The organism is Massilia sp. LXY-6 (assembly GCF_051233485.1).
In the GTDB taxonomy this organism is placed as follows: domain Bacteria; phylum Pseudomonadota; class Gammaproteobacteria; order Burkholderiales; family Burkholderiaceae_D; genus Telluria.
Map to the genome: position 1 here is coordinate 44459 of NZ_JBKFGF010000040.1, position 25604 is coordinate 70062.

General features: G+C 65.6%; 20 protein-coding genes and 1 pseudogene. 7 read left to right on the plus strand and 14 right to left on the minus strand.

The window, feature by feature from the left end:
- Positions 1 to 101: 101 nt before the first annotated feature.
- From ACI48D_RS18080 to folE, 3 genes and pseudogenes are all read right to left on the minus strand, one after another.
- Complete coding sequence (locus ACI48D_RS18080; RefSeq protein ID WP_435572631.1) at positions 102 to 1100, minus strand: aldo/keto reductase; 999 nt, start codon at positions 1098 to 1100, stop codon at positions 102 to 104.
- A gap of 56 nt (positions 1101 to 1156) precedes the next feature.
- Positions 1157 to 1432: pseudogene (locus ACI48D_RS18085) on the minus strand (transposase); the annotation flags it as partial.
- Positions 1433 to 1762: 330 nt separating this feature from the next.
- On the minus strand, positions 1763 to 2329 hold the full coding sequence (folE, locus tag ACI48D_RS18090; protein WP_435572632.1) for a GTP cyclohydrolase I FolE: 567 nt from the start codon (positions 2327 to 2329) through the stop codon (positions 1763 to 1765).
- Between the two features lie 149 nt (positions 2330 to 2478).
- On the opposite strand from folE, the gene ACI48D_RS18095 reads away from it, so the two are divergent.
- Positions 2479 to 3357 carry a hypothetical protein gene (locus ACI48D_RS18095; protein WP_435572633.1) on the plus strand — a complete coding sequence of 293 codons (879 nt, stop codon included), beginning with the start codon at positions 2479 to 2481 and terminating at the stop codon, positions 3355 to 3357.
- Positions 3358 to 3409: 52 nt separating this feature from the next.
- On the opposite strand, the gene nudC is transcribed toward ACI48D_RS18095, so the two are convergent.
- Entirely contained in the window at positions 3410 to 4243 is an 834-nt protein-coding gene (nudC, locus tag ACI48D_RS18100; protein ID WP_435572634.1) for an NAD(+) diphosphatase, read from the minus strand.
- A 161-nt stretch (positions 4244 to 4404) separates the two neighbouring features.
- Here nudC and ACI48D_RS18105 point away from each other — a divergent pair, with 161 nt between their 5' ends.
- The 3 genes from ACI48D_RS18105 to ACI48D_RS18115 are packed head-to-tail and all read left to right on the plus strand — an operon-like array spanning position 4405 to position 8553.
- Positions 4405 to 6084 carry a carbamoyltransferase family protein gene (locus tag ACI48D_RS18105; protein ID WP_435572635.1) on the plus strand — a complete coding sequence of 560 codons (1680 nt, stop codon included), beginning with the start codon at positions 4405 to 4407 and terminating at the stop codon, positions 6082 to 6084.
- The gene (locus ACI48D_RS18110; RefSeq protein WP_435572636.1) at positions 6081 to 7490 is read left to right on the plus strand and encodes a N,N-dimethylformamidase beta subunit family domain-containing protein; all 1410 of its coding nucleotides are present in this window, start codon (positions 6081 to 6083) and stop codon (positions 7488 to 7490) included. The genes ACI48D_RS18105 and ACI48D_RS18110 overlap by 4 nt, the downstream gene beginning before the upstream one ends.
- Before the next feature lie 10 nt (positions 7491 to 7500).
- Positions 7501 to 8553: a glycosyltransferase family 9 protein gene (locus tag ACI48D_RS18115; protein ID WP_435572637.1), complete on the plus strand. Its 1053-nt coding sequence runs from the start codon at positions 7501 to 7503 to the stop codon at positions 8551 to 8553.
- Between the two features lie 28 nt (positions 8554 to 8581).
- On the opposite strand, the gene ACI48D_RS18120 is transcribed toward ACI48D_RS18115, so the two are convergent.
- From ACI48D_RS18120 to ACI48D_RS18135, 4 genes are all read right to left on the minus strand, one after another.
- Positions 8582 to 9673, minus strand: coding sequence for a glycosyltransferase family 9 protein (locus ACI48D_RS18120; RefSeq protein ID WP_435572638.1), 1092 nt, complete (start codon positions 9671 to 9673; stop codon positions 8582 to 8584).
- Positions 9674 to 9680: 7 nt separating this feature from the next.
- A complete protein-coding gene (locus ACI48D_RS18125; RefSeq protein ID WP_435572639.1) occupies positions 9681 to 10502 on the minus strand; it encodes a glycosyltransferase in 822 nt (273 codons plus the stop codon).
- The gene (locus tag ACI48D_RS18130; RefSeq protein WP_435572640.1) at positions 10499 to 11110 is read right to left on the minus strand and encodes a DUF4254 domain-containing protein; all 612 of its coding nucleotides are present in this window, start codon (positions 11108 to 11110) and stop codon (positions 10499 to 10501) included. The genes ACI48D_RS18125 and ACI48D_RS18130 overlap by 4 nt, the downstream gene beginning before the upstream one ends.
- A 105-nt stretch (positions 11111 to 11215) precedes the next feature.
- Positions 11216 to 12805, minus strand: a complete 1590-nt coding sequence (locus ACI48D_RS18135) for a methyl-accepting chemotaxis protein (RefSeq protein ID WP_435572641.1) — start codon at positions 12803 to 12805, stop codon at positions 11216 to 11218.
- A gap of 204 nt (positions 12806 to 13009) precedes the next feature.
- Here ACI48D_RS18135 and ACI48D_RS18140 point away from each other — a divergent pair, with 204 nt between their 5' ends.
- On the plus strand, positions 13010 to 13849 hold the full coding sequence (locus ACI48D_RS18140; protein ID WP_435572642.1) for an AraC family transcriptional regulator: 840 nt from the start codon (positions 13010 to 13012) through the stop codon (positions 13847 to 13849).
- Positions 13850 to 13920: 71 nt separating this feature from the next.
- Here ACI48D_RS18140 and ACI48D_RS18145 read toward each other — a convergent pair whose 3' ends face one another.
- The 5 genes from ACI48D_RS18145 to ACI48D_RS18165 all read right to left on the minus strand — a co-directional run bounded on the left by ACI48D_RS18145 (position 13921) and on the right by ACI48D_RS18165 (position 18974).
- Positions 13921 to 15096, minus strand: coding sequence for an MFS transporter (locus ACI48D_RS18145; protein ID WP_435572643.1), 1176 nt, complete (start codon positions 15094 to 15096; stop codon positions 13921 to 13923).
- 481 nt (positions 15097 to 15577) lie between these two features.
- Positions 15578 to 16402 (minus strand): alpha/beta fold hydrolase, encoded by an 825-nt coding sequence (locus ACI48D_RS18150; protein WP_435572644.1) that lies wholly within the window; start codon positions 16400 to 16402, stop codon positions 15578 to 15580.
- A gap of 121 nt (positions 16403 to 16523) precedes the next feature.
- Positions 16524 to 16772 (minus strand): hypothetical protein, encoded by a 249-nt coding sequence (locus tag ACI48D_RS18155; protein ID WP_435572645.1) that lies wholly within the window; start codon positions 16770 to 16772, stop codon positions 16524 to 16526.
- A gap of 138 nt (positions 16773 to 16910) precedes the next feature.
- Positions 16911 to 17417 (minus strand): single-stranded DNA-binding protein, encoded by a 507-nt coding sequence (gene ssb / locus ACI48D_RS18160; protein WP_435572646.1) that lies wholly within the window; start codon positions 17415 to 17417, stop codon positions 16911 to 16913.
- A 273-nt stretch (positions 17418 to 17690) separates the two neighbouring features.
- On the minus strand, positions 17691 to 18974 hold the full coding sequence (locus ACI48D_RS18165; RefSeq protein WP_435572647.1) for a PQQ-binding-like beta-propeller repeat protein: 1284 nt from the start codon (positions 18972 to 18974) through the stop codon (positions 17691 to 17693).
- A gap of 328 nt (positions 18975 to 19302) precedes the next feature.
- Between ACI48D_RS18165 and uvrA the strand changes: the two genes are divergently transcribed.
- A complete protein-coding gene (gene uvrA / locus ACI48D_RS18170; RefSeq protein ID WP_435572648.1) occupies positions 19303 to 22152 on the plus strand; it encodes an excinuclease ABC subunit UvrA in 2850 nt (949 codons plus the stop codon).
- Positions 22153 to 22321: 169 nt separating this feature from the next.
- Here the strand turns inward: uvrA and ACI48D_RS18175 are convergent, their stop codons facing one another.
- Entirely contained in the window at positions 22322 to 24172 is a 1851-nt protein-coding gene (locus tag ACI48D_RS18175) for a phosphoenolpyruvate carboxykinase (GTP) (RefSeq protein WP_435572649.1), read from the minus strand.
- A gap of 422 nt (positions 24173 to 24594) precedes the next feature.
- Between ACI48D_RS18175 and ACI48D_RS18180 the strand changes: the two genes are divergently transcribed.
- Positions 24595 to 25584: a D-2-hydroxyacid dehydrogenase family protein gene (locus ACI48D_RS18180; RefSeq protein WP_435572650.1), complete on the plus strand. Its 990-nt coding sequence runs from the start codon at positions 24595 to 24597 to the stop codon at positions 25582 to 25584.
- Positions 25585 to 25604 lie beyond the last annotated feature (20 nt).

Consider the following 25604-nt stretch of genomic DNA (forward strand, 5'->3'; position numbering starts at 1 on the left):
GCGCGGCGCATCGCCGCATCGGCGGACCGCGAAGACAGTACGCTGATCGCTGGTACGGCGAGACGAATGCAAGGCCGCCATGGCGGTGCCGTTCGACGCTCTTAGCCCATTTCGCTGTCGAGGTGGGCCATCTGGTTGGGGTTGTAGCGCGCCCCGGACGCCGCGTCCGGTGGCACGATCGCTTCCAGGCGGGCAAGGTCTTCGGGCCGGAGCGTCAGGTCGAGGGCGCCCAGCGCCTCCCGCAGGCGGTCGCGGCGGCGCGCGCCGACCAGCGGCACGATGTCGGCCCCTTGGGCCACCACCCAGGCGATCGCCAGTTGCGCCACGCTCGCGTTCAATTCCTGCGCCAGCGCGCGCAGGCGCTCGACCAGGGCCAGGTTGGCGTCCAGGTTGCCGCCCTGGAAACGCGGGCTGGCCAGGCTGCGGAAATCCTTGTCTCCCTGCCGGTCTTTCGTCCAGTGCCCGCTGATCAGGCCGCGCGACAGCACGCCATAGGCCGTGATGCCGATGCCGAGCTCGCGCGCCGCCGGCAGGATCGCACGCTCGATGCCGCGCGAGATCATCGAATATTCGATCTGCAGGTCGCTGATCGGGTGTACGCGGCTGGCGCGGCGCAGGGTGTCGGCGCCGACTTCGGACAGGCCGATGTGGCGCACGTAGCCGGCCTTGACCAGGTCGGCGATCGCGCCGACGGTATCCTCGATCGGCACGGCCGGGTCCAGGCGCGCGGGGCGGTAGATGTCGATGTAGTCGGTACCCAGGCGCTTCAGGCTGTAGGCGACGAAGTTGCGCACCGCCTGCGGCCGGCAATCGTAGCCGCTCCAAGCGCCGTCCGGCCCGCGCAGGGCGCCGAACTTGACGCTGAGCTGCACGCTGTCGCGCGGCCTGCCGGCCAGCGCCTCGCGGATCAGCATCTCGTTGTGGCCCATGCCGTAGAAGTCGCCCGTGTCGAGCAGGGTGATGCCGGCGTCGAGGGCGGCGTGAATGGTCGCGATGCTCTCGACGCGGTCGGTCGGCCCGTACAGGTCCGACATGCCCATGCAACCGAGGCCAATGCGAGAAGTATCCGGACCGTTCCGGCCCAGCTTCGTATCCTGCATAGTATGTCCTATCGTTGTCCGGTCAGCTGGCGCAGCCGCGCGATCTCGGTGCTGCGCCCGAGACGTTCGAGGGCGCTTTCGAGCAGGGTGCGGTCGCCATCGCGCAGCATAGTCCATTGCGTGAAGTACTCGTGCACGGTACGCCAGGGCGGGAACTCGGGCGGCATGCTGCGCCAGGCGCTGCCGGTATGCAGGAAATACAGGACGGCGCAGAAGACATCGTACAGGTCGTGCTTGCGCGGCCTGGTCTTGCGGCGCGCCGCTTCCAGCATCTCACGGACGGTGTCGAACTGCTCGCGCGTTACATCGCTAGGAAATGTGGGCCTGTTCATGTCGTTCGCCTCAAAAGACCATTGGCTCAAAAGACAATTGGAGACGCGTGATCCGGAACGGTTCCCGACCAGGACATGATGGCTTCGTGATTCCGACGATGTGGTCGGATGGCGAATCTCCGTCAATACAGTGTAGCAGCGGATTCCGCACAATGCTGCGTTTATTTACAGCACAAGGAGAGGATGGGCGGCGAGCAGCCGCCCGAAAAGTTCAGGGAGTTCAACAAACGCCCTCAGGGCAAGGGATGCGGCCGCCCGACGCATCATCGAAGACGGTACGCGAGTATGGCGAGACGATGCAACGCCGCCATGAGGATGTGTGTCAGGCGCTCAGTCGCGGGCCAGCGACAGGAACTCGGTGCGCAGCGCCAGGTTCGGCTGCAGTTCGCCCAGCAGGGCCGAGGTGATGGTTTCCTCGCCGGGGGTGCGGATGCCGCGGCTTTCCATGCACATGTGGCGGCACTTGATGACCACGCCGACGGCCTTCGGTTCCAGCACTTCCATCAGCGTATTGGCGATCTGGACCGTCAGGCGCTCCTGCACCTGCAGGCGCTTGGAGAACACGTCGACCAGGCGGGTCAGCTTCGACAGGCCGACGATCTTGCCGTTCGGCAGATAGCCGACGGTGGCCTTGCCGAAGAACGGGGCCAGGTGATGCTCGCAGTGGCTGTAGACCGGGATGCCGCGCACCACGATCAGCTCATTGTATTCCTCGGCGCCATCCTCGAACGCCTTGAGGATCTCGACCGGATTCTGCTCGTAGCCGGAAGTCCAGTGCTTCCAGGCCTTGGCGACGCGCGCCGGGGTCTCGTGCAGGCCGGGACGGTCGGGATCTTCGCCGAGGCTGGACAGCAGGCGGCGCCAGTCGTTTTCGGTGAAGACTTCTTTGTCAGACATGGTTAACCCTAAAATTGAAGACTGCCGAGAGTATATAGAAAATGCCGTCGATCCACAGATCGCAAGGCATTTCTTTGAGCAAAATGGAGGCAGCCGCGGCAGGGATGCGCTAGCGTGGTCGAGGTCCTTTTCACTCCTGGAGAACAGCCATGCTCGGCAGCACTGTCCTGGAAGTCGCCATCGGCCTGACCTTCTGCTACGGCACGGTGGCCCTGATCGTCACTACCCTGCAGGAGGCGCTGGCGTCCCTGTTCCGCCTGCGTGCCAACACCCTGCTGGCCGGGGTCAAGAGCATGCTCAACGACCCGCAATTTGACGGCCTGGCACGCGCCGTGTATGCCCATCCGCTGGTCAATCCGCACACCGACGGCAATGCCGCGGACGAGCGCGCGCTTGCTTCCCGTCCATCCTACATCGAACCGGCGCATTTTGCGATTGCCCTGGTCGACAGCCTGTGGAAGGTGCCGGGCGATTTCGTTCAGCTGCGCAGCGCCATCGATGCGATTCCCGATCCACAGATACGCACGGCCATGCTGGGCATGCTCAGCCGCGCGCAGGACCTGCAGCAGTTCCAGGCCATGCTGGCGGGCTGGTTCGACAATGCGATGGCGCGCATGTCCGGCGCCTATAAACGTAGCCAGCTCCTGATCTCGCTGCTGCTGTCGCTGCTGCTGGCGATCCTGTTCAATATCGACAGCATCCACTTGTTCCGCACCCTGTGGCAGCAGCCGGCCCTGGCCGCCCACCTGCGGGATGTGCCGGGCGCGCTGGACCCGGCCGCGATCGACGCCCTGATGGCGCTGCCTATCGGCTGGAGCAAGTTTCCGCCGGTCCTGAACGCCGACTTCGCGCTGCAGGTGGCGGGCTGGCTCATCACCGCCACCACCACGCTGTTCGGCGCGCCCTTCTGGTTCGACCTGATGCAGCGCGTGGTGCGGATGCGCGCCACCGGCGCCAAGCCGGAGGAAGTGCCGGCCTCGGTGCGCATCGAAGGCAAGATCGCCGCTACGCCGGTGCCGCTGCCCTGAGCCGTTGTACGCGTCGTTCGCGCGCAGGCGGGAACGACGCGATGTATACAGGTTAGCGCCCTTCCGGCCGGTGGGCGTCGACCAGCACGCTCGACACCGATACGTGGGGCACGCGCTCCGGCCATTCGTCGCCTGGTCCGAACCAGCGCGCTTCGAGGATTTCGTTCGGATCGGTGCGGATCGCGCCGTCCAGGTAGTCCGCCGTGAAGGCAATCATCAGCGAGTGCGGGAAGGGCCAGGACTGGCTGCCGAAATAGCGCAGGTTATGCACGCGCAGGCCGACTTCCTCGAACACCTCGCGGTGCACCGCTTCCTCGATCGATTCGCCGGCCTCCAGGAAACCGGCCAGCGGCACGAAGCGCTTCGCTGCCGACTGCGTGTGCAGGGCCAGCAGGACGGAATCTCCCTTGCGGATCAGCACCATCATGGCCGGCGAGATGCGTGGATAGGCCATGTGGCCGCAGTTCGTGCATTTGAAACAGCGCTCGCCGCCAAGGCGCGCGGTGCCGCTGCCGCAGGCGCCGCAGAAGCGGTGCGTGCGCGCCCATTCGGCAACCTGGGCCGCGCGCGCGGCCACGCCGAGCAGCGCTTCATCCAGCTCCGCGAACAGCGAGCGCAGGCCGCGCCAGGCATACCCCTGCGGTGCGCGCAATTCGTCGTCGACCCACCCGGCCTGGCAATAGCGGCCTTCCAGCAGGCCGACCGGCTGCAGCGCCTGCGGATCGAGTTCCAGGCTGGCGATGGCGGCGCGCTCCGGCAGGGCCAGGTCGGCTTCGCGCACCAGCAGGCGGCCGGCATGGAAGATGAACGACAGCGTGTCTTGCGCTTGCTGCGATGCCTGTGGAGGGGCGATCAGGGGCGTGAACGAGGCGGGCGTCTGGAGCATGGCGGTATCCGGTAGCGAGTGAACACTATGATACCGCGACACGCACAGCTTCGATCAGCGCGCCCTGATATCCCTCGTCCACCGGCGCAGAACTAATCGCGGCTCATCATGCTCCAAGCCTTCGCTGGACCCTTGCAGCGCACACGAAGAAGGAGAAAATGATGAGCGATGCTCCCGTGATGCTTGGCATTAACCGGACCCAGGACGCCAGCGTCTGCCTGATGCAGGGCTCGCGGCTGCTGTGGGCGATCCAGAAGGAACGGCTGACGCGCCGCAAACACCATGGGGGCCAGGCGGGCGACGTCCGCGACCTCTATCTCCCGCGTCTGCCCTGGCCCGAGCGTCCGATCGACGTGGTGGTCGAATGCTTTTCCTCCGACGAGGAAGCGAAGCAGCTGCCGCTGTACGAGGAGGAACTGGCGGCCAGCCTGCGCCTCGCCCCCGACTGCCGGCGCGCGCGCATCTCGCACCACCTTGCCCACGTGTACAGCGTGTTCCATCCCTCGCCCTTCCGCAACGCCGCGGTAATGATCGTCGACGGCCAGGGCAGCCCGGTGTCGGACCTCACCGAGTACTGGGCCGGCGCCGCCTACGTGCCCGGCGACTGGCGCGAAGTCGCCTCGTTCTACCGCGCCGACCGCGAACGCGTGCTGTGCATCGGCAAGCAGCTGTGGGACCGCGACGACGCGCGCCTGGTCGGCCTGGGCATGTTCTACTTCCTGCTGACCCAGGCCATCTTCCCCGGCGAAGGCAACGAAGGCAAGGTGATGGGGCTGGCCCCGCACGGCAACCCGCACGCCCTCCGCCTGCCTTCCCTGAGCGTCGAAGCCTCCCAGGTCGGCATGCCGACACCCTGGCGCGAGGTGCTGCGCGAGCGCGAACGCTTCCGCTACGGCCAGCCCGGCGTCGCCTTGGCCGACTGCGCCAACCTGGCCGCGGCCGGCCAGCGCGCCTTCGAGGATGCGCTGCTGGAAGTGGCGCGCTGGCTGCATGCCCAGACCCGGCTCGACAGCCTGTGCTTTGCCGGCGGCACCGCCCTGAACTGCTCGGCCAACGAGCGCCTGCTGCGCGAGACGCCGTTCCGCGAGGTCTTCATTCCGCCTGCCCCGAGCGACGCCGGCACCGCCCTCGGCTGCGCACTGTACGGCCTGACCGAACTCGCCGGCAAGAGCTGCTCCTACCGCTGGACCCACGACTACCTCGGCCCGGCGCCGGCACGGCAGGAGATCGAAGCCGCCCTGCTCGACCGCGACGACCTGCGAATCGAAGTCCTGCCGGCGCTGGACGTGCTGTGTGGCCGGATCCTCGAGCTGCTGGCCAGCCGCCGCGTGCTCGGCCTCTACCAGGGAGCCGGCGAATTCGGCCCCCGCGCCCTCGGGCACCGCAGCATCCTGGCCGATCCGCGCCGAGCCGTCACGCGCGACTGGATCAATGCGAAGGTCAAGCAGCGCGAATGGTTCCGTCCGCTGGCCCCGGCGGTGCTCGAGGAGCGCGCCGCCGACTGGTTCGACCTGTCCGGCCCCTCTCCCTTCATGCAGTTCGCGGCGCCGGTGCGCCCGCAGGTGGCGGCGCAGGTGCCGGCCATCACCCACGTCGACGGCACCGCGCGCCTGCAGACGGTGAGCGCGGACGACGATCCGCTGCTGCGCCGCCTGCTGCAGGGCTTCGACATGCTGACCGGCGTGCCGGTGCTGCTGAACACCTCGTTCAACGGCAAGGACGAGCCGATCGTGGAAACGCCGCAGGAAGCGATCGCCGCGTTCCGGCGCATGCCCCTGCACGCACTGGCCATGCCGCCCTTCCTCATCACCAAGCGCAGCGAGCCGGAGTTGCCGGCATGATCCGCGGCTATCCGCGGCACGCCAGCGTGATGCAGGGCGACACACTCACCCTGCACGTGGCGACCGACAGCCCGCGCTTCCGCGTCGCCTTCTACCGCTGGGGCGACGGTCCGGCGCTGATGTCGCGCACCGGATGCTTGCCCGGCCGCCATGCCGAGGACGGCGCGGCGGACCAGGATTGGGACTGGCCCGCCTACGGCTTTGCCATCCCGCCCGACTGGCCGTCCGCCGTCTACATCGCCGAACTGGAGGAAGAAGGCCGCAAGCGCGTGTTCGACCTGGCGCGCGACCATGGCGCGGCATTGTTCGTGGTGCGCGAACAAGGGACAGGGCGTGGCGCACTAGGTGGTGGCCTGCTCTACAAACTGCCGCTGGCCACCTACCACGCCTACAACTGCAGCGGCGGCGCCTGCTTCTACCACCGGCCGCCACGCTCCAGCAGCCCGCCCGGCGCACGCGTCTCGCTGCGCCGTCCCGGCGGCGGCATGGGCGGACCGGTGTGGGGCGCGGCCGATCACTACGATGCCGGCTCACCGCGCCAGTCCTTCGCGCACTGGGATGCGCGCTTCATCCGCTGGCTGGTGCGCAATGGCTATGCCCCCGATTTCTGCACCGACCTCGACATCCATGCCGATCCCGGCCTGCTGCGTGGCTACCGCCTGCTGCTGTCGGCCGGGCATGACGAATACTGGAGCGAAGCCACGCGCGACGCGGTCGAGGACTTCGTCGCCGAGGACGGCAACGTCGCCTTCTTCGCCGCCAACCTGTGCTGGTGGCGCATCCACCTGGTCGACGGCGGCGCGGCCATGGTCTGCCACCAGGGTGGGCCGCGCGGCGCGCTGGATCACTGGTGGCCACCGGGTGGCGCGGCGCGGCCGGAAGACATGCTGTGCGGCGTCAGCTACCGCCACGGCGGCGGCTGGTGGGACGGGCCGCGCGACACCGCCGGCTTCATCGTGCAGCAGCCCGACCACTGGATCTTCGCCGGCACCGGCCTGGCGCGCGGCGATGCGTTCGGGCGCGACAGCTGGCCACCGCTGGTCGGCTACGAATGCGACGGCGCCCCCCTGGATGCCTTCGACGTCCGCTACGGCGCGGTCCTGTCGTCCTGGGCCGACGAGAGCGGTACACCGTCGAGCTACCAGCTGCTGGCGGCCTCGCCCCTCGGCCCGCGCTGGCAAGAGTTGCCGCCGCGCGAACGACATGGGGCGGGTGAAGGCGTGCATGCGGCCACGCTGGGCATCTACCGGCGCAAGGGCAGCGTGTTCTCGGCGGGTACGACGGACTGGCCCCAGGTGCTGGGCTGCGGCCGCGACCGCCGGGTCGAACGGATCACCCGCAACGTACTCGACCGGCTGGGCCCCTGCGCCGCCTCTTGTCCCGGCTTTTATCCGGACACTTGCTAGCGGAGGAAACATGCACCGCCGCCGACTCCTGCAACGCCTCGACCCATCCTCCGTCGTCGTCTTCCGCGCGCTCCACCTGGGCGACATGCTGTGCGCCGTGCCGGCCCTGCGGGCGCTGCGCTCCGCCGTGCCGCACGCGCACATCGCCCTGGTCGGCCTACCCTGGGCGCAGCAGTTCGCCGACCGTTTCAGCGGCTACATCGACGAATTCATCCCCTTCCCCGGCCACCCCTTGCTCCCCGAGCAGCCGGTGCAGCACGACGGGCTGGCGCGCTTCTACACCAGCCTGTGTACGCGCGGCTTTGGCCTGGCGATCCAGCTGCACGGCAGCGGCGACGTCAGCAACGACATCGTCAGCGGCTTCGGCGCCAGGGCGATGGCGGGCTACTGCCGCGGCGAACCGGTCATGCGCGAACGTGCCGTCCTGCTCCCCTACCCCCAGACCGGCGCCGAGCCGGAGCGCCTGCTGCCCCTCATGGAGGAGCTGGGCGCCGAACCGGCCGGGCTGCACCTGGAGTTTCCGCTGTCGCAGCAGGACGAGGAGGAACTCGACGCCAGCGGCCTCGCGAAACCACTGCAGGACGCGGCCTATTTCTGCATCCATCCCGGCGCGCGCCAGCGCGACAAGTGCTGGCCGCCGCGGCAGTTCGCCGAGGTGGGCGACCGCCTGGCAGCGGAATTCGGCCTGAAGCCCGTGCTGACCGGCGCGGCCAGCGAAGCCGACCTGACGGCCGAGGTGGCGGCCCACATGCACCACCGGCCGGTCGACACCGCCGCCCCGATCTCGATCGGCGCCATGGCTGCGCTGATGCGCAAGGCCAAGCTGCTGTTGTGCAACGATACCGGCGTGTCCCACATCGCCGCCGGCTTGAAGCTCAAGAGCGTGGTGGTGTTCAGCAAGGCCGACATCGCGCGCTGGGCACCGCTCGACCGTCATAGCCACCGCTGCATCTGGGATCCGGACGCCCAGCGTGCCACGATGGTGCTGAAGCATGCGCGCGCCCTGTTGTCCGGCACGGCGCCGAGCCGGCAGCGCAGCGTCGGCATGTGGCCTTACTGGTGACTAAATAAGATGAGGATTTGTAGGGGCCTTAGCGAAGCAGGGATAAAGCCAGGTGCGCCACCTGTTCCAGGCCCACGTCCGCCACGAAACTCTCGTCGTGCGGGCAGCGCGTGGCGACGTTGTCCCGGCCGCAGACCGGACAGCACGTCCGCAGCGACAGCGCCGCCCGCAGGGGGGACTGGCGCAGCGGCATGCCTTCGATCAGGTTGGTCAGCCAGAAGATACCGACGCTGGGCCGGCCCAGCGCCAGCGCCAGGTGCAGCGGGCCGGTGTCGTTCGACACGACCAGCGCAGCACGCTCCAGCAAACCGCACAGGCCGCCGAGGCTGAGTTTACCGGCCAGCGCGATGGCGGGATGGCGCATGGCGCCGACCACCGCGCCCACCAGCGCCGCCTCGCCGGCGGCGCCGTTGACGGCTACCCGCATCCCGGCCTGCGCCAGGCGGTCGCCGAGCGCCGCGAAACGCTCGGCCGGCCAGCAGCGGCGCAAGTCGGTGGCGCCGGGCTGCAGCAGGGCGAGGCGCTCGCCGGTGCCGAACGCCGCGGCCGCCACGGCCGCCGGCATGGCGGCGGCAGCTTCGCGACGGTCGGCATCCGTCACCGTCAGTTCCGGCATTGGAGGCAGCGAAGGCAGCGGCGGCGTCCCCGGCCAGGCATCCACCAGGCCCGCAATTTCCAGCAACGCCAGCCGGCGGTTATTGGGTTCGCAGTACGGCACCCAGCGCTCCAGCGCGGGCGCGCCCTCCCCGCGCGCGCCGACGCTCAGGCGTGCGCCCAGGCGCATCAGGAAAGGATTCGAATAATGTCCGGCGCCAAACATCTGCAGCGCGATATCGAAGCACTCCGCACGCATCGCATCGACGAAACGGTCGACTTCCCTCTCGTCGCAGGCTGCCCCGACCGGCGCGCCCACACCGGGCACGGGCGGCATCACGGCCACGCGGTCCACCGGCCCCGGCCGATCACGCAGGAAGCCGGCATGCCAGGGCTTGCCGAGCAGGACGAGTTCGGCATCCGGATAGCGGTGTTTCAGGGTGTGCAGGGCCGGCAGGACGAACACGAAGTCGCCCACCGCGTTCGGCCGCAGCACCGCGATCTTGCGGACCTCGTTCAGGCTCACTGCGGCCTCACTCGAGGGGCAGCACGTAGGGTGCATCGATGGCGCGCGCCGTCACCGTGGTTGGCAGCTCCATGTGGTAGGCCCCCGAGGGCACGATGGCGCAGCCGCCGTAGCGGGCCATGACGCGCTGCTGGGCCAGTACGTCTTCGCCGCAATGCTGGGCGGGCAGCGCGGTCCAGAAATCGTAGCCGCCGGCGGCCCGCAAACAGGCCGTGTCGAACAGCACGCAGCCGCCGACCCAGGCCACTTTGTAGGTCCGCGTTGCGGCGTCGCCGTCCTTGCCCTCCAGTCCGAGACGCGACTGCACGTGAAACAGGTTCGCGGCGCTGTGCAGATGATGCCGCGCCCAGGCTGCGCTGCCGGGACGCACGGTTTCGGGCGTCACCGGGCCGTCCCAGAACTCGATGCGTTCCTGGGCCGGCCTTTCCTCGCCCAGGTGACTGAGCCCGTGCAGGGCGCTGCCGACGAAGCCGCAGCCTTCGGCCTCGATCACGGCATGCAGGCGCGCCACCAGATCTGGTTCGAGGATGACGTCGTCGTCGACGAACAGGCAGTAGTGCGCCTGCACCTGCTCCAGCAGGAAGGCGCGCTGCTGGGCCATGCCGCGGCGCGGCAGGTTGCGCCAGGTCTCGACCTGCCGCCCGGCCGCGCGCAGGTAGCGCAGCACGGCCTGCACCTCGCCGTGGGCATAGGCGCCCGCGCCGTCGGACTGGTCGGAAACCACGATGCGCAGGGACGGCCAGGTTTGGAAGCCCAGCGCGGCCAGCGTCACCGCCAGCGCCGCGGGCCGGTTAAAGGTGGGCACCAAGACGTCGATGATGTCGCTCACGGCGCCGCCTTCCCCTGCGCCTTCCCGTACAGCCAGGGATTCAGGCTGGGATCGTTGTACATCTTGAACTGGCGGTAGACCTTGAAGAAGGCATGTCCCGCCCGGGCCTCGGCCAGCAGGCTGTCCAGGCAGGACGTCAGGTCCCGGCGCTGCGCCACCAGGCGCTCGAGCTTGCAGGCGCAGGCATGCATGTGCTCGGCGCCGGCTTCGTGCCGCCGGGCCTGCGCGCGCATGTGATGGATCTTCAGCGCCAGGATCGACAGGCGGTCGATCATCGCACCCGCAGTTTCGCTCGACAGGCGCGCGCCGGGCTGGCGGCTGACGCGTTCGAGCTCGCCCAGCAGGCGCTCGTCGAGGGCCTCGACCGCGTCGTTGCGTTTCTGGTTGTAGCGGTCGATCAGGCGCTTGCTGGCGGCGATTTCGGCCGGCGGCACGTCGAGCCGGCGCGCGCGGTCTTCCTCGCGCCACAGCAGGCCGTTGTAGCGATGGTTGGCGGCGATCCAGGTCCAGGCGCCGGACTGGGGGGCGTCGAAGATGGGCCAGTCCGGGCTGCGCAATTGCCGGTCCTGGAAAGCCACGACCGATGCCGCGTCGATTTTGCTGTGCATGAAGACTCCACCGTGCTGGTCAATATGGTCACAGCGTTTGGAGTCCTCAGCCGTATTGGAGTTCGTGCGTCCGCACCTGGCTTTGGCGCGGCGCAAGGGAATGGCTTACACGGTCTCCCACTTTACCGGGCCGCCGAGGCGGAACACGCTGACCAGGCCGGCCAGGCCGGTGGCGCGCTCCTGCAGCGACTGGGCGGCGCCCGCCGCTTCCTCGACCATGCCGGCATTCTGCTGGGTGACCTGGTCCATCTGGCTGATCGCCTGGTGGATCTGCTCGATGCCGAGCTTCTGTTCCTGGCTGGCAGTGGTGATTTCCCCCATGATGTCGGCAACACGACGGATGCTGGTGACGACTTCCTGCATCGTGGCGCCGGCCTGTTCCACCAGCTGTCCACCGCTGTCGACCTTCGCCACCGAGTCGGTGATCAACTCCTTGATTTCCCTGGCCGCCGCGGCCGAACGCTGCGCCAGCGAACGCACCTCGCCCGCCACCACGGCAAACCCGCGGCCCTGTTCGCCGGCGCGCGCCGCCTCGACGGCTGCGTTCAGCGCCAGGATATTGGTCTGGAAAGCGATACCGTCGATCACGGCAATGATGTCGACGATCTTGCGGGCGGAGCCGTCGATCGCACCCATGGTCTGCACCACCTCGGCCACCACCCTGCCGCCCCTGGCCGCGATGTCGGAAGCCGAGGCCGCCAGCCTGTTCGCCTGCTCGGCATTCTCGGCATTCTGCTTCACGGTCGAGCTCAGCTCTTCGACCGAGGCCGCGGTCTCTTCGAGCGTGCTGGCCTGCTGTTCGGTGCGCGAGGACAGGTCCATGTTGCCGGCGCTGATCTGCGTCGATGCCTCGGCGATCGTGTCGGCGCCGGTGCGCACTTCGCCGACGATGGTCGCCAAACCGGCGTTCATGTCGCCCAGCGCTGCCAGCAGTTGGCCGAATTCGTTGCGCGAACCGGTCTCGATATTGCCGCTCAGGTCGCCCTGGGCGACGCGGCGTGCGATGGCGACGGCCTGCTGCAGCGGCGCACCGATGCTGCGCGTCAGGAAGACCGCGGCGGCGATGCCGACCAGGCAACCCGTGACGACGGCGGCGAGCATCCAGATCTCCCGGGTGACGGTCTCGGCATGCGCCATCTCGGCATTGGCGTGGCCGCGCTTGCCGAGCAGGTCCTGCAGGGCCTCGTAGGCGGGCTGGGCCTTTTTATAGGTCGGGTTGACCTGCTTGATCAGGATGCGCTCGGCTTCGTCCCACTGTCCGGCTTCGATGGCCTTGGCGGCGGCGCTCACGTCGCCGATCCCCAGGCCGCCGCTCTGCTCGTACCACTGGCGCACCAGCTCCTTGGCCTGGGGCGTGCGCAGCGACGCCGTGAACTCGTCGCGGGCCTGTTCCAGCGCACGCGTGTTGTCGGCGATGAGCTTGAAGTGCACCGACAGCGGATGGTCATGCATTTTCGCGTAGTCCGTCGCCGGGTTGTGCTGCAAGGCCTGGAGGAGCTGGCTGCGGTTGGTCTCCATGCGCAGCGTCAGGTTGGCAATCATGGCTTGCTGGCGCGCGTCGCGCAGCGATACGCCTTCCAGCAGGGCGACGGCGTGCTGGGTCATGAAATAGCCCAGCGCACCGACCGCCAGCGTGATGATGATGAGCAGGGTGATAACAGACGCAATCAGGGTTTTGATACTGAGGTGTCTCATGTTCGTTTCATTGACTGGGAAAGAACCGGCGCACGATGTGAAGAACAGGTGCCGGTGATGAGGAGTGCGATCTCTACTGCAACAAATTTGTCAGTACAAATTTGATGAAAACGTTGTATTGTCGCCTGAATTGCATAGTTTTGCCGTGCGGAAAAATTGCACATCGTCCAGAATTGATGATTAAGTGTTGATTCAGCCTCACCCGTGGACAAACTCTCAAGCTTGCTAGGACGCTACACCTTCGGTGCGCGCGTCTTCTTTAACGGCGACTTCTGCGCTGCCAGCCAGTTCCATGAGGACGGCCGGACCGGCCACTTGCACCTGGTGCGCAAGGGACCGGTCGTGTTCGCCCACGCACATGGAGAAGTGGTGCGGATCGAAGAACCGGCGATGATGTTTTATCCGCGCGGAATGAGCCACCGCCTGGAAGTGCCGGCCGGCGCCAGCGCCACCCTGTTGTGTGCGACGATCGCCTTCGAGGATGGCAGCGCCAATCCGCTGATGCGCGTATTCCCGGACTATATGTATCTGCCGCTGCGGGAACTGGAGCCCGTGCGGCATACGCTCGACCTGCTGTTCGCCGAGGCGTCCCGGGCGCGGCAGGGCCACGAGTTCGTGCTGGACCGGCTGTGCGATGTCCTGATGATTCAGGTGATACGGCACCAGTTCGACACTGGGCAGCTGAATGCCGGCATGCTGGCCGGGCTGGCCGACCAGCAGCTGGCACGCGTGCTCGATGCCATGCATGCCCGTCCGCACGCATCCTGGCAAGTGCAGTCGCTGGCCAGCCTGGCCTGCATGTCGCGCACCGCCTTTACCGAACATTTCAGGAACGTGCTCGGGATGCCGCCGATCGAGTACCTTACCCGCTGGCGCATCAGCCTGGCCTGCCAGCTGCTGCGCAAGGGCTTGCCGGTCAAGGTCGTCAGTGCCCAGGTCGGCTATGGCAGCCAGCCCGCCTTCACGCGCGCCTTCACCGAGAACGTCGGGATGTCGCCGCGCCAGTGGCTGCGCGAGCGCGAGGATACCGTCCTGCCCGCCTGAATGGCGAGGGCATGAAAAAGGGCGGCGCCTTCCGGCAACCGCCCCGACAAAAGGAAGAGGAGTAAAACGGATTACTTCAGCATGCGTGCGCGGCTGGCCACGTAAGCGATCAGCGCTGCCAGGCCGCCGACGTAGGCGATGGCGATCTGCATGCCCATGCCTTGGGCGATGGCGCCGATCACCGGCGGACCCATCAGGCTGCCGCTGTAGGCCATGCTGGCCACGCCGGCCAGGGCTGCCGGGCCTTGTGCGCCGGCGGCGCTGAACACGAAGGGGAACACCAGGGCCATGCCCATGCCGGCGACGGCGAAGCCGAACAGGGCGAAGTAGGCGTTCGGCGACAGCACCGCGAAGAACAGGCCGGCCGCGCCCAGCATCGAGCCGCTGGTGACCAGGGAACGGGCGCCATAGCGAAGCTTCAGCTTGTCGCCGACCAGGCGGGCCAGCAGCATCATCACCGAGAAGCAGGACAGGGCCAGCGGCGCCAGGCCGTCCGACGCGCCGAAATGCTCTTTCAGGAACACGCCGCTCCAGTCGGCGATGCTGCCTTCGGCCATCGAACCCAGGAAGCCCAGCACGCCCAGCATCAGGAGCGGGCCGCGCGGCAACGAGAACGATTTCTTTTCGACGGTGGCGCCGACGTCGTCCGCATCCAGCAGGGTAAAAGCGAAATACAGGATGATGGCCAGCGGCGCGGCCAGCATCAGGAAGTGGGTGGCCGGGGCGATGTGCAGGCTGGCCATCAGGCTACCCAGGGTCGCGCCCGCCAGACCGCCGGCGCAGCCGAGGCCATGCAGCTTCGACAGTTCCGACTTGCCGCTGGCCTTTTCGCGGGCGGTCGCAGCCGAGTTGATGGCGACGTCGAAAGTGCTGGCGGTAATGCCCAGACTCAGTACGGCCATCATCAGCAGTGGCACGGTCGGCGCGACGCCGATGGCGATCAGCACGCACAGCAGGGCCAGGCCCGAGAACAGCAGGGTCTTGCGCGCGCCGAGCGAACCCATCATGCGCGACGAGATCGGGTAGGACAGGACGGCGCCGAGGCCGCCGCACAGCAGTACCATCGACAGCGCCGAGTGCGAGACGTGCACGCGTTCGGCCATCGCCGGGATACGGCCGGCCCAGGAACCCATGATCACGCCGAACAGCGCGAACAAGACGGGCAGTGCATATTGTTGTGCCTGCGCGGTCGACCGGGTGCGCGCGATGGCTCGGGTGGTGCTGGTGGGGCGAGACGGAGTTGGCATTCTGCGTTGATGTTCTTTGGTTGAAAGCAAAACGCCAACCATAAGTAGTTGGCGTGCGGAAACTGATGGAGTAGATTCTACGCCCCTTCGATCCGTTTTGCTTTGCCACACGGAAAAAAATTCTTTCCATTTGTAAGCATTTATCGAAGCGTTGCGCGATATAGACAGAATGGGGGAATTGACAAGGAAATTTTTTTCGAAATTTGAAAATAAGGAGACGTTCAGTGATAAATGCGTGAAAAAGACGCGTGATATCAGCCATTCGGATGAATGATAACAGCCGAATCAAGCTGATTTAGCACTGTTTTTTGACAAGAAAGCAAAGACGCGACGGCGAATATCGCAGTGCGGAATGAAGTGGAACAGAACGTGACGCAAACACTGCCACCCAGGCCCCAGGCGGGTTGGGCTTTGTAACCGAATGCAACATAAAGGCGCTGCCAGTGTCACAAATTCACTGGCAGCCTTGTCCGCGACTTGATCAGGACTTCAGGAAATCCAGCATCAAGCCGTTGAGCTGCTGGGCATGGGTGGCGGCGAAGCCATGCGGCGCACCTTTCACCACTTCGAGCCGGCTGCCCTGGATCATCTCGTGCGAGCGCTGGCCGGAAACGCCGATCGGCACGATCTGGTCGGCGTCGCCGTGCGCGACCAGGGTCGGGATGTCGAACTTCGCCAGGTCGGCGCGAAAGTCGGTCTCGCCGAACGCGACGATGCATTGCTCGGTCGCCAGGGGCGACGCGGCCCAGGCCTGCCACTTGCTGAAAGCCAGCAGATCCTGCCCCTGCTCGGCGTTCTTGTCCAGGTTGTAGAAACTTGGAAAGAAACTCTGCAGGAAGGCGATGCGATCACGCCGAACCCCCTCCAGCATGCCGTCGAACACGGACTTGTCGACGCCCTGCGGGTTGTCGTCCGTCTTCAGCAGGAAGGGTGGCACGGCACCCAGCAGCATGGCCTTCGACAGGCGCTCCGTGCCGTAGCGGCCGATATAGCGCGCCACCTCGCCGCCTCCCATCGAGAAGCCGGCCAGCGCCGCGTCGCGCAGGTCCAGCTGGCTGATGAGGTCCTTGAGATCGGCGGCAAAGCTATCGTAGTCGTAGCCCGCGGTCGGTCGGCCCGATTGGCCGAAGCCCCGGCGGTCGTAGGCGATGACGCGGTAGCCCGCTTCGGACAGCGCCGTGATCTGCGATTCCCACATGCGATGGCTGAGCGGCCAGCCGTGGATCAGCACCACGGGCTTGCCCTGCCCTTGTTCATAATAGTAGAGCTCGGTCGGGTTGGCGCCGGACGTGCGGATGGTAGGCATGGCCACTCCTTTCTTTTATAAGAAGCTGGCAGTGTACGGCCTTGCTCATCGACGACTCGCACGCTTGCCCCGGCACACGCCTGTATTCACTGCGCGAGCGTCGCCGAATACTTTTTGAAGATCATGATGTTGCCGTTGATCGTCTCCGAGCAGGTCTGGCCATCCTCCAGGATTTAAAATCGGACAAGCGGGTGCCTACCTTGATCGGGTGGGTCATCACGAAACCGGAAACCTTGCCTGAGCGCTCGAGCTGCAGTTCACCGCTGTAGGCCGTACCCGCGAAATGCTCGGAGGCGCTGCTGCCGCCACCGTATTCACCTTCGCCGCTCAGCATGGCGGTGATGCCGCAGTCATCCGCCTTGAACGACACCGCTTTCGGCGGCTGGACGACGGCTCCCCGTGTCGAGGCGGGCGATGCCTTGCTCCATCGGGATCAGGATTTAAGACAAGTCAAAGAAAAAGCCGGCCCACAGGGACCGGCTTCAATTAACAACAACAACTTTTTTGCTTAGAACGGGATGTCGTCATCCATGTCCGAGAAGTTCGGGGCCGGTTTCGGCTGCGGACGGGCGGCCGGTGCCGGCGGTGCCTGGCGCGGTGCCGGGCGGCTCGGCGGAGCGTCGTAGCTCTCGCCGCCGCCGTAGCTGTCGCCACCACCGAAGCTGTCGCCGCCCGCGCCCTGGCGGCCGCCCAGCATCTGCATGTTCTCGGCGATGATGTCGGTGGCGTAGCGCTCGATGCCGTCCTTATCCGTGTACTTGCGGGTCTGCAGGCGGCCTTCCACATAGACCGACGAGCCCTTCTTCAGGTATTGGCCGACGATCTCGGCCAGGCGGCCAAAGAAGGAGATCCGATGCCATTCGGTCAGTTCTTTCTGTTCGCCCGTGTTACGGTCCTTGGATTTGTACGAGGTCGCCACGGCGATGTTGGCGATTGCGTCGCCGCTCGGCATGTAGCGGATTTCCGGATCGCGGCCGAGGTTGCCGACGATGATGACCTTGTTGACTGATGCCATGATGAAACTCCTATGTTTGATCCCCGGCTCTGCGTGTTGACTAAGTGCCGGGGAAACTGTTGATATGCGTCCGTTATTATGCCTGTTTGGCTGGCCTTGCAGGCAAGTTTTTCAAGGCTCTGCAAGCTGGCGGACGCCTCGGTTTCCGACATCCGCTCAGACAAGAAAAATGGGGGCGAAGTGCCTCATTTGGAAGAGATATCCATCAAAATTCTTCAGCTAACAATGCGCTAATCACCGCTCTTGCCTGCGCCTATTTAAGCTTATTTGAGCTTATTTAAGGTTGACCGCCGTGATCTCTCCGCTGGGCGGCGTGATGTACAGCACGCCGTTCGGCGAGATCGACAGCCAGCCGCCTTCCTGGCAGGACCACACGACTTTTCGGGCGGAGATGTCGATTGCATAGGTGCCCATGCTGTTTTGCGGGTAGCTGCTAACGAACAGCAAATTCTTGGTTGCCAGCACCGGGTTCGACACCGAGGTCGGCGCCGGCGACGCCATGCTCCACAGGATCTTCCCGGTGGCGCGGTCGATCGCCTGTATGGCACCGTTGGCGACGCCATACAGCACGGCGCCCGGCGGCGCGGCCATCGACAACAGCACCGGGCCTTGCCACCTGAAGCTGCCCTGCCCGAGGCTGGTCGCTACCAGGCCGTTCCGAGAGAGGGCATACGCGGCGCCGTCCGCAACCATGCCGTCCATCGGGCTATCGGTGAATTGCCGGTGATGATCCACCAGCTGCTTGCCGCTCGCGGCATCGAAGCCGGCCAGGCCGCCATCGGACAAGGACACATAGACCCGGTCCCGCTCGATTGCCGGCGCGAGCGCGTGATTCGGCGCTCCCGTCCAGTCGCTTTCCCACAGCAGCTCATGGGTCGCGGCGTCGAACTTCGCAATCAGCTTGCCGGCGCCGCGGTCGTTCACGTAAATGCCGCCGCCTGCAATGACGGGCGCCATCCTCATGTCGGCCGTCGAATGGCCGGGCGTGCGCCGGCTCGGGATGGTCCGCTTGTCGAGCAGCGCGCCGGTGCGCTGGTCGAAGAACATGAGCGCATCGCCATCGGTACCGGCCTGGGTGCTCAGCACCACCTTGCCCTCATGCGTCGCCGGAGGGTCCACGATATCGAACTTGCCGAGCGCGGTATGCCAGCTTTCCTTGCCCGTCGCTTCATCGATCGCGCGCAGGCTCCACTGCCCCGTGGCGTCCTGTACGACGGCAAAGGCCAATCCCTGATCGAGCGCAAGCTGCGCCTGGGACACCGATGCGCCGCCAGGCAAGGCCCAGGCGAAACGGCGCGAGAATCTTGCCGGGTCGAAGCTGGCGGGCACATAGTTCGCGTGGCCGGCATTGCCGCCCGTTGTCGACCAGGCTGGCACACCGGCAATCGCGGAGAGCGCCGTCAGGCCGGCCGGTGCTGCCGATCGCGACAGCGCACTGGAGGAAGCGCTCGCTTGCACGGCGGCCACCGGTTTGCCGCCGCTTGCACGGCCACTGCCGCAGCTTGCCACTGCCATGGCAAGCGTCAGGAGGGGGAGCGTGCGCAGAATGGTTTTCATGATCGCCCGTGAAAGTGACGCGTGGAAATCCAGAGAGTATTTCAGCGTTCGCGCGACCTCTCAATTCCACCCGCCTTGATACCAAAAGTAATTGCGTACTTGGTACTTTTAATAAAGCGCCACCATGCACCAGAATTTATTTCGAGCTTCTGATCGCTTTGTCATTGAACAGCCCATGAAACAGCCCACATACATGAGAGACCAAACATTCCAGAGTGATATCACGGCCACAGTTAATTCACGGCCCGTATACCACTGTGAATAAAAACAGGTAAACTAGGGAGTTCTCCTCGTCCGGCCCTCAACCTTCGAAAGCCAGCCAAACCTGATGGAAGAAATCCGTATCCGCGGCGCCCGCACGCACAACCTCAAGAACATCAACCTCGACCTGCCGCGCAACAAGCTGATCGTGATCACCGGCCTGTCGGGTTCCGGCAAGTCCTCGCTCGCCTTCGACACCCTGTATGCCGAGGGCCAGCGCCGCTACGTCGAGTCGCTGTCGGCCTACGCGCGCCAGTTCCTGCAGCTGATGGAAAAGCCGGACGTCGACCTGATCGAGGGCTTGTCGCCGGCCATCTCGATCGAGCAGAAAGCGACCTCGCACAATCCGCGCTCGACCGTCGGCACCGTCACCGAGATCCACGACTATCTGCGCCTGCTGTACGCGCGCGTCGGCACGCCCTACTGCCCTGATCACTCGGAAGAGCCGCTGGCCGCGCAGACCGTCTCGCAGATGGTCGACGCCGTGCTGGCCATGCCGGAAGGAACCAAGCTGATGATCCTGGCGCCCGTGGTCGCCAACCGCAAGGGCGAGCACGGCGACCTGTTCGCTTCGATGCAGGCGCAGGGCTTCGTGCGCTTCCGCATCCAGAGCGGCACCGCCGATGCGAAGATCTATGACGTCGACGACCTGCCGAAGCTGAAGAAGACCGAAAAGCACACGATCGACGTCGTGATCGACCGCATCAAGGTCAACGCCGAGATCAAGCAGCGCCTGGCCGAGAGCTTCGAGACCGCGCTGCGCATCGCCGACGGCCGCGCCGTGGCCTACGAGATGGACACGGCCAAGGAACATATCTTCTCGAACAAGTTCGCCTGCAACGTCTGCGGGTATTCGCTGCAGGAGCTGGAGCCGCGCCTGTTCTCCTTCAACAACCCGATGGGCGCCTGCCAGGAATGCGATGGCCTGGGCCACATCGAGTTCTTCGATCCGAAGCGCATCGTCGCCTTCCCGAACCTGTCGCTGGCGTCCGGCGCCGTGAAGGGCTGGGACCGCCGCAACCAGTTCTACTTCCAGATGCTGAGCAGCCTGGCGCAGCACTACGGCTTCGACCTCGACCAGCCCTTCGAGCAGCTGCCGAAGACCGCCCAGGACGCGGTACTGTTCGGCTCCGGCAAGAACACGGTGCCGTTCGCCTACGTGAACGAGCGCGGTCGCACCGTGATCCGCGAGCACACCTTCGAAGGCGTGGTCAACAACCTGCAGCGCCGCTACCGCGAAACCGATTCGATGGCGGTGAAGGAAGAACTGGCCAAGTTCATCAACGAGAAGGAATGCCCGACCTGCGGCGGCGCGCGCCTGCGCACCGAAGCGCGTTACGTCAAGATCGGCAACGGCGAGCAGCAGCGCGCGATCTACGAGGTCGCCAGGACCCCGCTGCGCGACTGCCTGAGCTACTTCGACAGCTTGCAACTGACCGGCGCCAAGAAGGACATCGCCGAGCGCGTGATCAAGGAGATCGTCGCGCGCCTGAAATTCCTGAACGACGTCGGCCTGGACTACCTGTCGCTGGACCGCAGCGCCGACACCCTGTCGGGCGGCGAAGCCCAGCGCATCCGCCTGGCCTCGCAGATCGGTTCCGGCCTGACCGGCGTGATGTACGTGCTCGACGAGCCGTCGATCGGCCTGCACCAGCGCGACAACGACCGCCTGATCGCGACGCTCAAACATTTGCGCGACATCGGCAACTCCGTGCTGGTGGTCGAGCACGACGAGGATGCGATCCGCACCGCCGACTACATCGTCGACATGGGTCCGGGCGCGGGCGTGCATGGCGGCGCCGTGATCGCCGAGGGCACGATCAAGGACATCATGAAGAACAAGGAGTCCTTGACCGCGGCTTACCTGAGCGGCCGGAAGAAGATCGAGGTGCCGAAGAAGCGCACCGAAGCCGATCCGGAGCGCATGCTGACGATCACCGGCGCGACCGGCAACAACCTCAAGAACGTCAGCCTGGAGCTGCCGGTGGGCCTGCTGACCTGCGTGACCGGCGTGTCCGGCTCGGGCAAGTCGACGCTGGTGAACGACACCCTGTTCCCGGCCCTGTCGCGCCACCTGTACGGCTCGCAGTCCGAACCGGCGCCGCACGCCACGATCCACGGCCTGGAACACTTCGACAAGGTGATCTCGGTCGACCAGGCGCCGATTGGCCGCACCCCGCGTTCGAACCCGGCCACCTACACCGGCGTGTTCACCCCGATCCGCGACCTGTTCTCGACGGTGCCGACCGCGAAAGAGCGTGGTTATTCGGCCGGCCGCTTCTCGTTCAACGTGAAGGGCGGCCGCTGCGAAGCCTGCCAGGGCGACGGCGTGATCAAGGTCGAGATGCACTTCCTGCCGGACGTGTACGTGCCCTGCGACGTCTGCCACGGCAAGCGCTACAACCGCGAGACGCTGGAAGTCGAGTACAAGGGCAAGAACATCACCCAGGTGCTGGAGATGACGGTCGAGGACGCGCACGTCTTCTTCAAGCCGGTGCCGGTCATCGCCCGCAAGCTGCAGACGCTGCTGGACGTGGGCCTTGGCTACATCAAGCTGGGCCAGAGCGCGACCACGCTGTCGGGCGGCGAGGCGCAGCGCGTCAAATTGTCGCTGGAGCTGTCCAAGCGCGACACCGGACGCACGCTGTACATCCTCGACGAGCCGACCACCGGCCTGCACTTCGCCGACATCGACCTGCTGCTGAAGGTGATCCACCGCCTGCGCGACCAGGGCAACACGCTCGCCATCATCGAGCACAACCTGGACGTCATCAAGACCGCGGATTGGATCGTCGACCTCGGTCCGGAAGGCGGCGCCGGCGGCGGCACCATCGTCGCCACCGGCACGCCGGAAGAAGTGGCCGCGAACAAGGCCAGCGTGACGGGCAAGTACCTCAAGCCGCTGCTGAAGCAGTAAGCACACCAAAGGGCGCCCCAGCCTGCGCGCTACCGCAGGCAGCATCGGCAGGCCTAGCGATGCGGCGCTATCCGTAAAAAAAGGGGACAGGCAAGCGCCTGTCCCCTTCTTCGTTCCTTGCGGCCGGTTTGCGTGAACCGGCCGTCGTCTAGCCACTTAACTCAACGCTTTACGCGCCCAGGCGCTGCTCCAGCTGTTGCTTGGTCGCCACCAGTTCCTGCGGCAGGCGGTAGGCCAGCTTATCGAACAGTTCGGTGTGCAGTTTCAGTTCCTCGCGCCAGGCGTCCTTGTCGATCGAGGTGATCTGCTTGAACTGCTCTTCGGTAAAGTCGATGCCGGTCCAGTTCAGGTCGCCGTACGACGGGGTCGTGCCGAACATGTGCTCGACGCCGCCCTGCTTGCCTTCGGTGCGCTCGAGGATCCACTTCAGCACGCGCATGTTGTCGCCATAGCCCGGCCACACGAAGTTGCCGGCTTCGTCCGTACGGAACCAGTTGACGCAGAAGATCTTCGGCTGTACGGAAATCTTCTTTCCGAGGTCCAGCCAGTGCTGGAAGTAGTCGCTCATGTTGTAGCCGATGAAGGGCAGCATCGCGTACGGATCGCGGCGCACCACGCCCATCTGGCCGGCTGCGGCGGCGGTGGTTTCCGAGCCCATGGTCGCGGCCATGTACACGCCCTCGGTCCAGTTGCGCGCCTCGGTCACCAGCGGCACCGTGGTCGAGCGGCGGCCGCCGAAGATGAAGGCCGAGATCGGCACGCCGGCCGGATCGTCCCAGGCCGGGTCGATGACCGGGTTCTGGGTCGCGGCCACGGTGAAGCGCGCATTCGCGTGCGCGGCCTTGGTGCCGGAGGCCGGGGTCCAGTCCTTGCCCTGCCAGTCGATCAGGTGTGCCGGCGCTTCCTTGGTCATGCCTTCCCACCAGACGTCGCCGTCATCGGTCAACGCCACGTTGGTGAAGATGACGTTCTCGCGCAGCGAGGCCATGCAGTTGGGGTTGGTCTTGTCGTTGGTGCCCGGGGCCACGCCGAAGTAGCCGGCTTCCGGGTTGATCGCGACCAGCTTGCCGTCCGCACCCGGCTTGATCCAGGCGATGTCGTCGCCGATGGTGGTGACCTTCCAGCCTTCGAAACCGGCGGGCGGGATCAGCATCGCGAAGTTGGTCTTGCCGCAGGCCGACGGGAAGGCGGCGGCGACGTATTTCTTTACGCCTTCGGGCGATTCCACGCCCAGGATCAGCATGTGCTCGGCCAGCCAGCCGGTGCCGCCCTGCTGGGCTTCCTGGTAACCCATGTTGGAAGCGATGCGCAGCGCGAAGCACTTCTTGCCCAGCAGCGCATTGCCGCCGTAGCCCGAACCGAAGGACCAGATCTCGCGGGTTTCCGGGTAGTGGACGATGTACTTGGTGGCGTTGCACGGCCAGCGCACGTCCTGCTGCCCGGCCTGCAGAGGCATGCCGACGCTGTGCACGCAAGGCACGAAGTCGCCGGTTTCGCCCAGCACGTCGTACACGGCCTTGCCCATGCGGGTCATGATGCGCATGTTGACGGCAACGTAGGGCGAGTCGGACAGCTCGACGCCGATGTGGGCGATCGGCGAGCCCAGCGGCCCCATGGAGAACGGCACCACGTACATGGTGCGGCCGGCCATGCAGCCGTCGAACAGGCCGTTCAGGGTCTGGCGCATCTCGTTCGGGTCGGTCCAGTTGTTGGTCGGGCCGGCCTGCTCCTTGGTTGCCGAGCAGATGAAGGTGCGGTCTTCGACGCGCGCGACGTCGCTCGGGTCCGAGCAGGCCAGGTAGGAATTCGGGCGCTTTTCCGGATTCAGGCGCTTCATCGTGCCGGCCTCGACCATCAGCGCGCACAGGCGGTCATACTCTTCCTGCGAGCCGTCGCACCAGTAGATGGCGTCGGGCTTCGTGAGGGCCGCGATGTCGGCCACCCAATTGATGAGTTTGTTGTGCTTGATGTAAGCTGGGGCGTTCAATGCGGCGACGCCGCCCATCACGGGCTGATTCATAGATACCTCCAAATGCCAATTAAGAATTCCTGGGGCCTCGGAAAACCGGCTTCGCGTCGCAGGGCCGCGGCTGGCAACGGTTTTATCGAGGGTCCGTCTTGATCTTTTCCGCCCCGCAGATCGTCATCTCATGGACCCGGAACCGGGTCCGCGCTCTGGAATCCATTTGGCAATGGATCGGCGCCAAGGTAACGTGATGCGGCGGTCGTTTCGGCTGCTGGCCTCGATTAATCTCTCAAAAGATGCTAATCAGACATCGTCGTTGTTTATTTCTGGTCGATTCTACACCTGCACAAATGCGTTTCAAATGATTTCACAACAAAAATGTAGGAAATTTGGTTGACTTATGTAGTAGGTTATTCGGCATCTTTTGAATCTGCGTTATTTCATTACTTACCCGTATAAAATTTACAGAAAACATTATGAAAATAGCCATTCTTGACGATTATCAAGACGCGATACGCCGGCTCGACTGCTTTCGGCTGTTGGATGGGCACGAGGTCAAAGTGTTTACCAGTTCGACACGCGGCCTGGGCCAGCTGGCCATCCGCCTGGCGCCGTTCGACGCCCTGATCCTGATCCGCGAGCGCACCGCCTTTCCGCGCGCGCTGGTGGCCAAGCTGCCGAATCTGAAGCTGATCTCGCAGACCGGCAAGCTGGCCGGCCACGTCGACGTCGCCGCCGCCACCGAACATGGCATCACGATCGCGGAAGGCGTCGGTTCGCCAGTCGCCCCCGCCGAGCTGACCTGGGCGCTGATCATGGCCGCGAGCCGGAAGATCGTGCCGTACGCGAACAATCTCAAACAGGGTCTATGGCAGACCGCCTCGATCAATCCGGAGCTGAACGGCCTGGGCCGGACCTTGAAGGGACGCATGCTGGCGATCTGGGGCTACGGCAAGATCGGCCGCATGGTGGCCGGCTACGGCAAGGCTTTCGGGATGCAGGTGATGGTGTGGGGCAGCGAGACCAGCCGCGCGGCGGCGGTGGTCGACGGCTTCCAGGCGGCGCCGTCGCGCGAAGCCTTCTTCGAGCAGGCCGACGTGCTGAGCCTGCACCTGCGTCTGAACGATGCGACGCGCGGCATCGTCGCCTTTGATGACCTGGCGCGCATGAAACCGGACGCGCTATTCGTGAATACCAGCCGGGCCGAACTGGTGGCGGAGAACGCCCTGGAGGCAGCCCTGCACCGCGGACGCCCGGGCTATGCGGCGCTCGACGTGTTCACCGACGAGCCGCTGCCGGCGGAGTCTCCGCTATTGAAGATCCCGACCGTGCTGGCGACGCCGCACCTGGGGTATGTCGAGAAGGACAGCTACGAGCTGTATTTCCGGGTTGCGTTCGAGAACGTGGTCAATTTCGCCAATGGCCAGCCGACCAACATCCTGAATCCCGACGTGCTGAAATCGTAGGGTGGGCTCTCCGAGCCCAC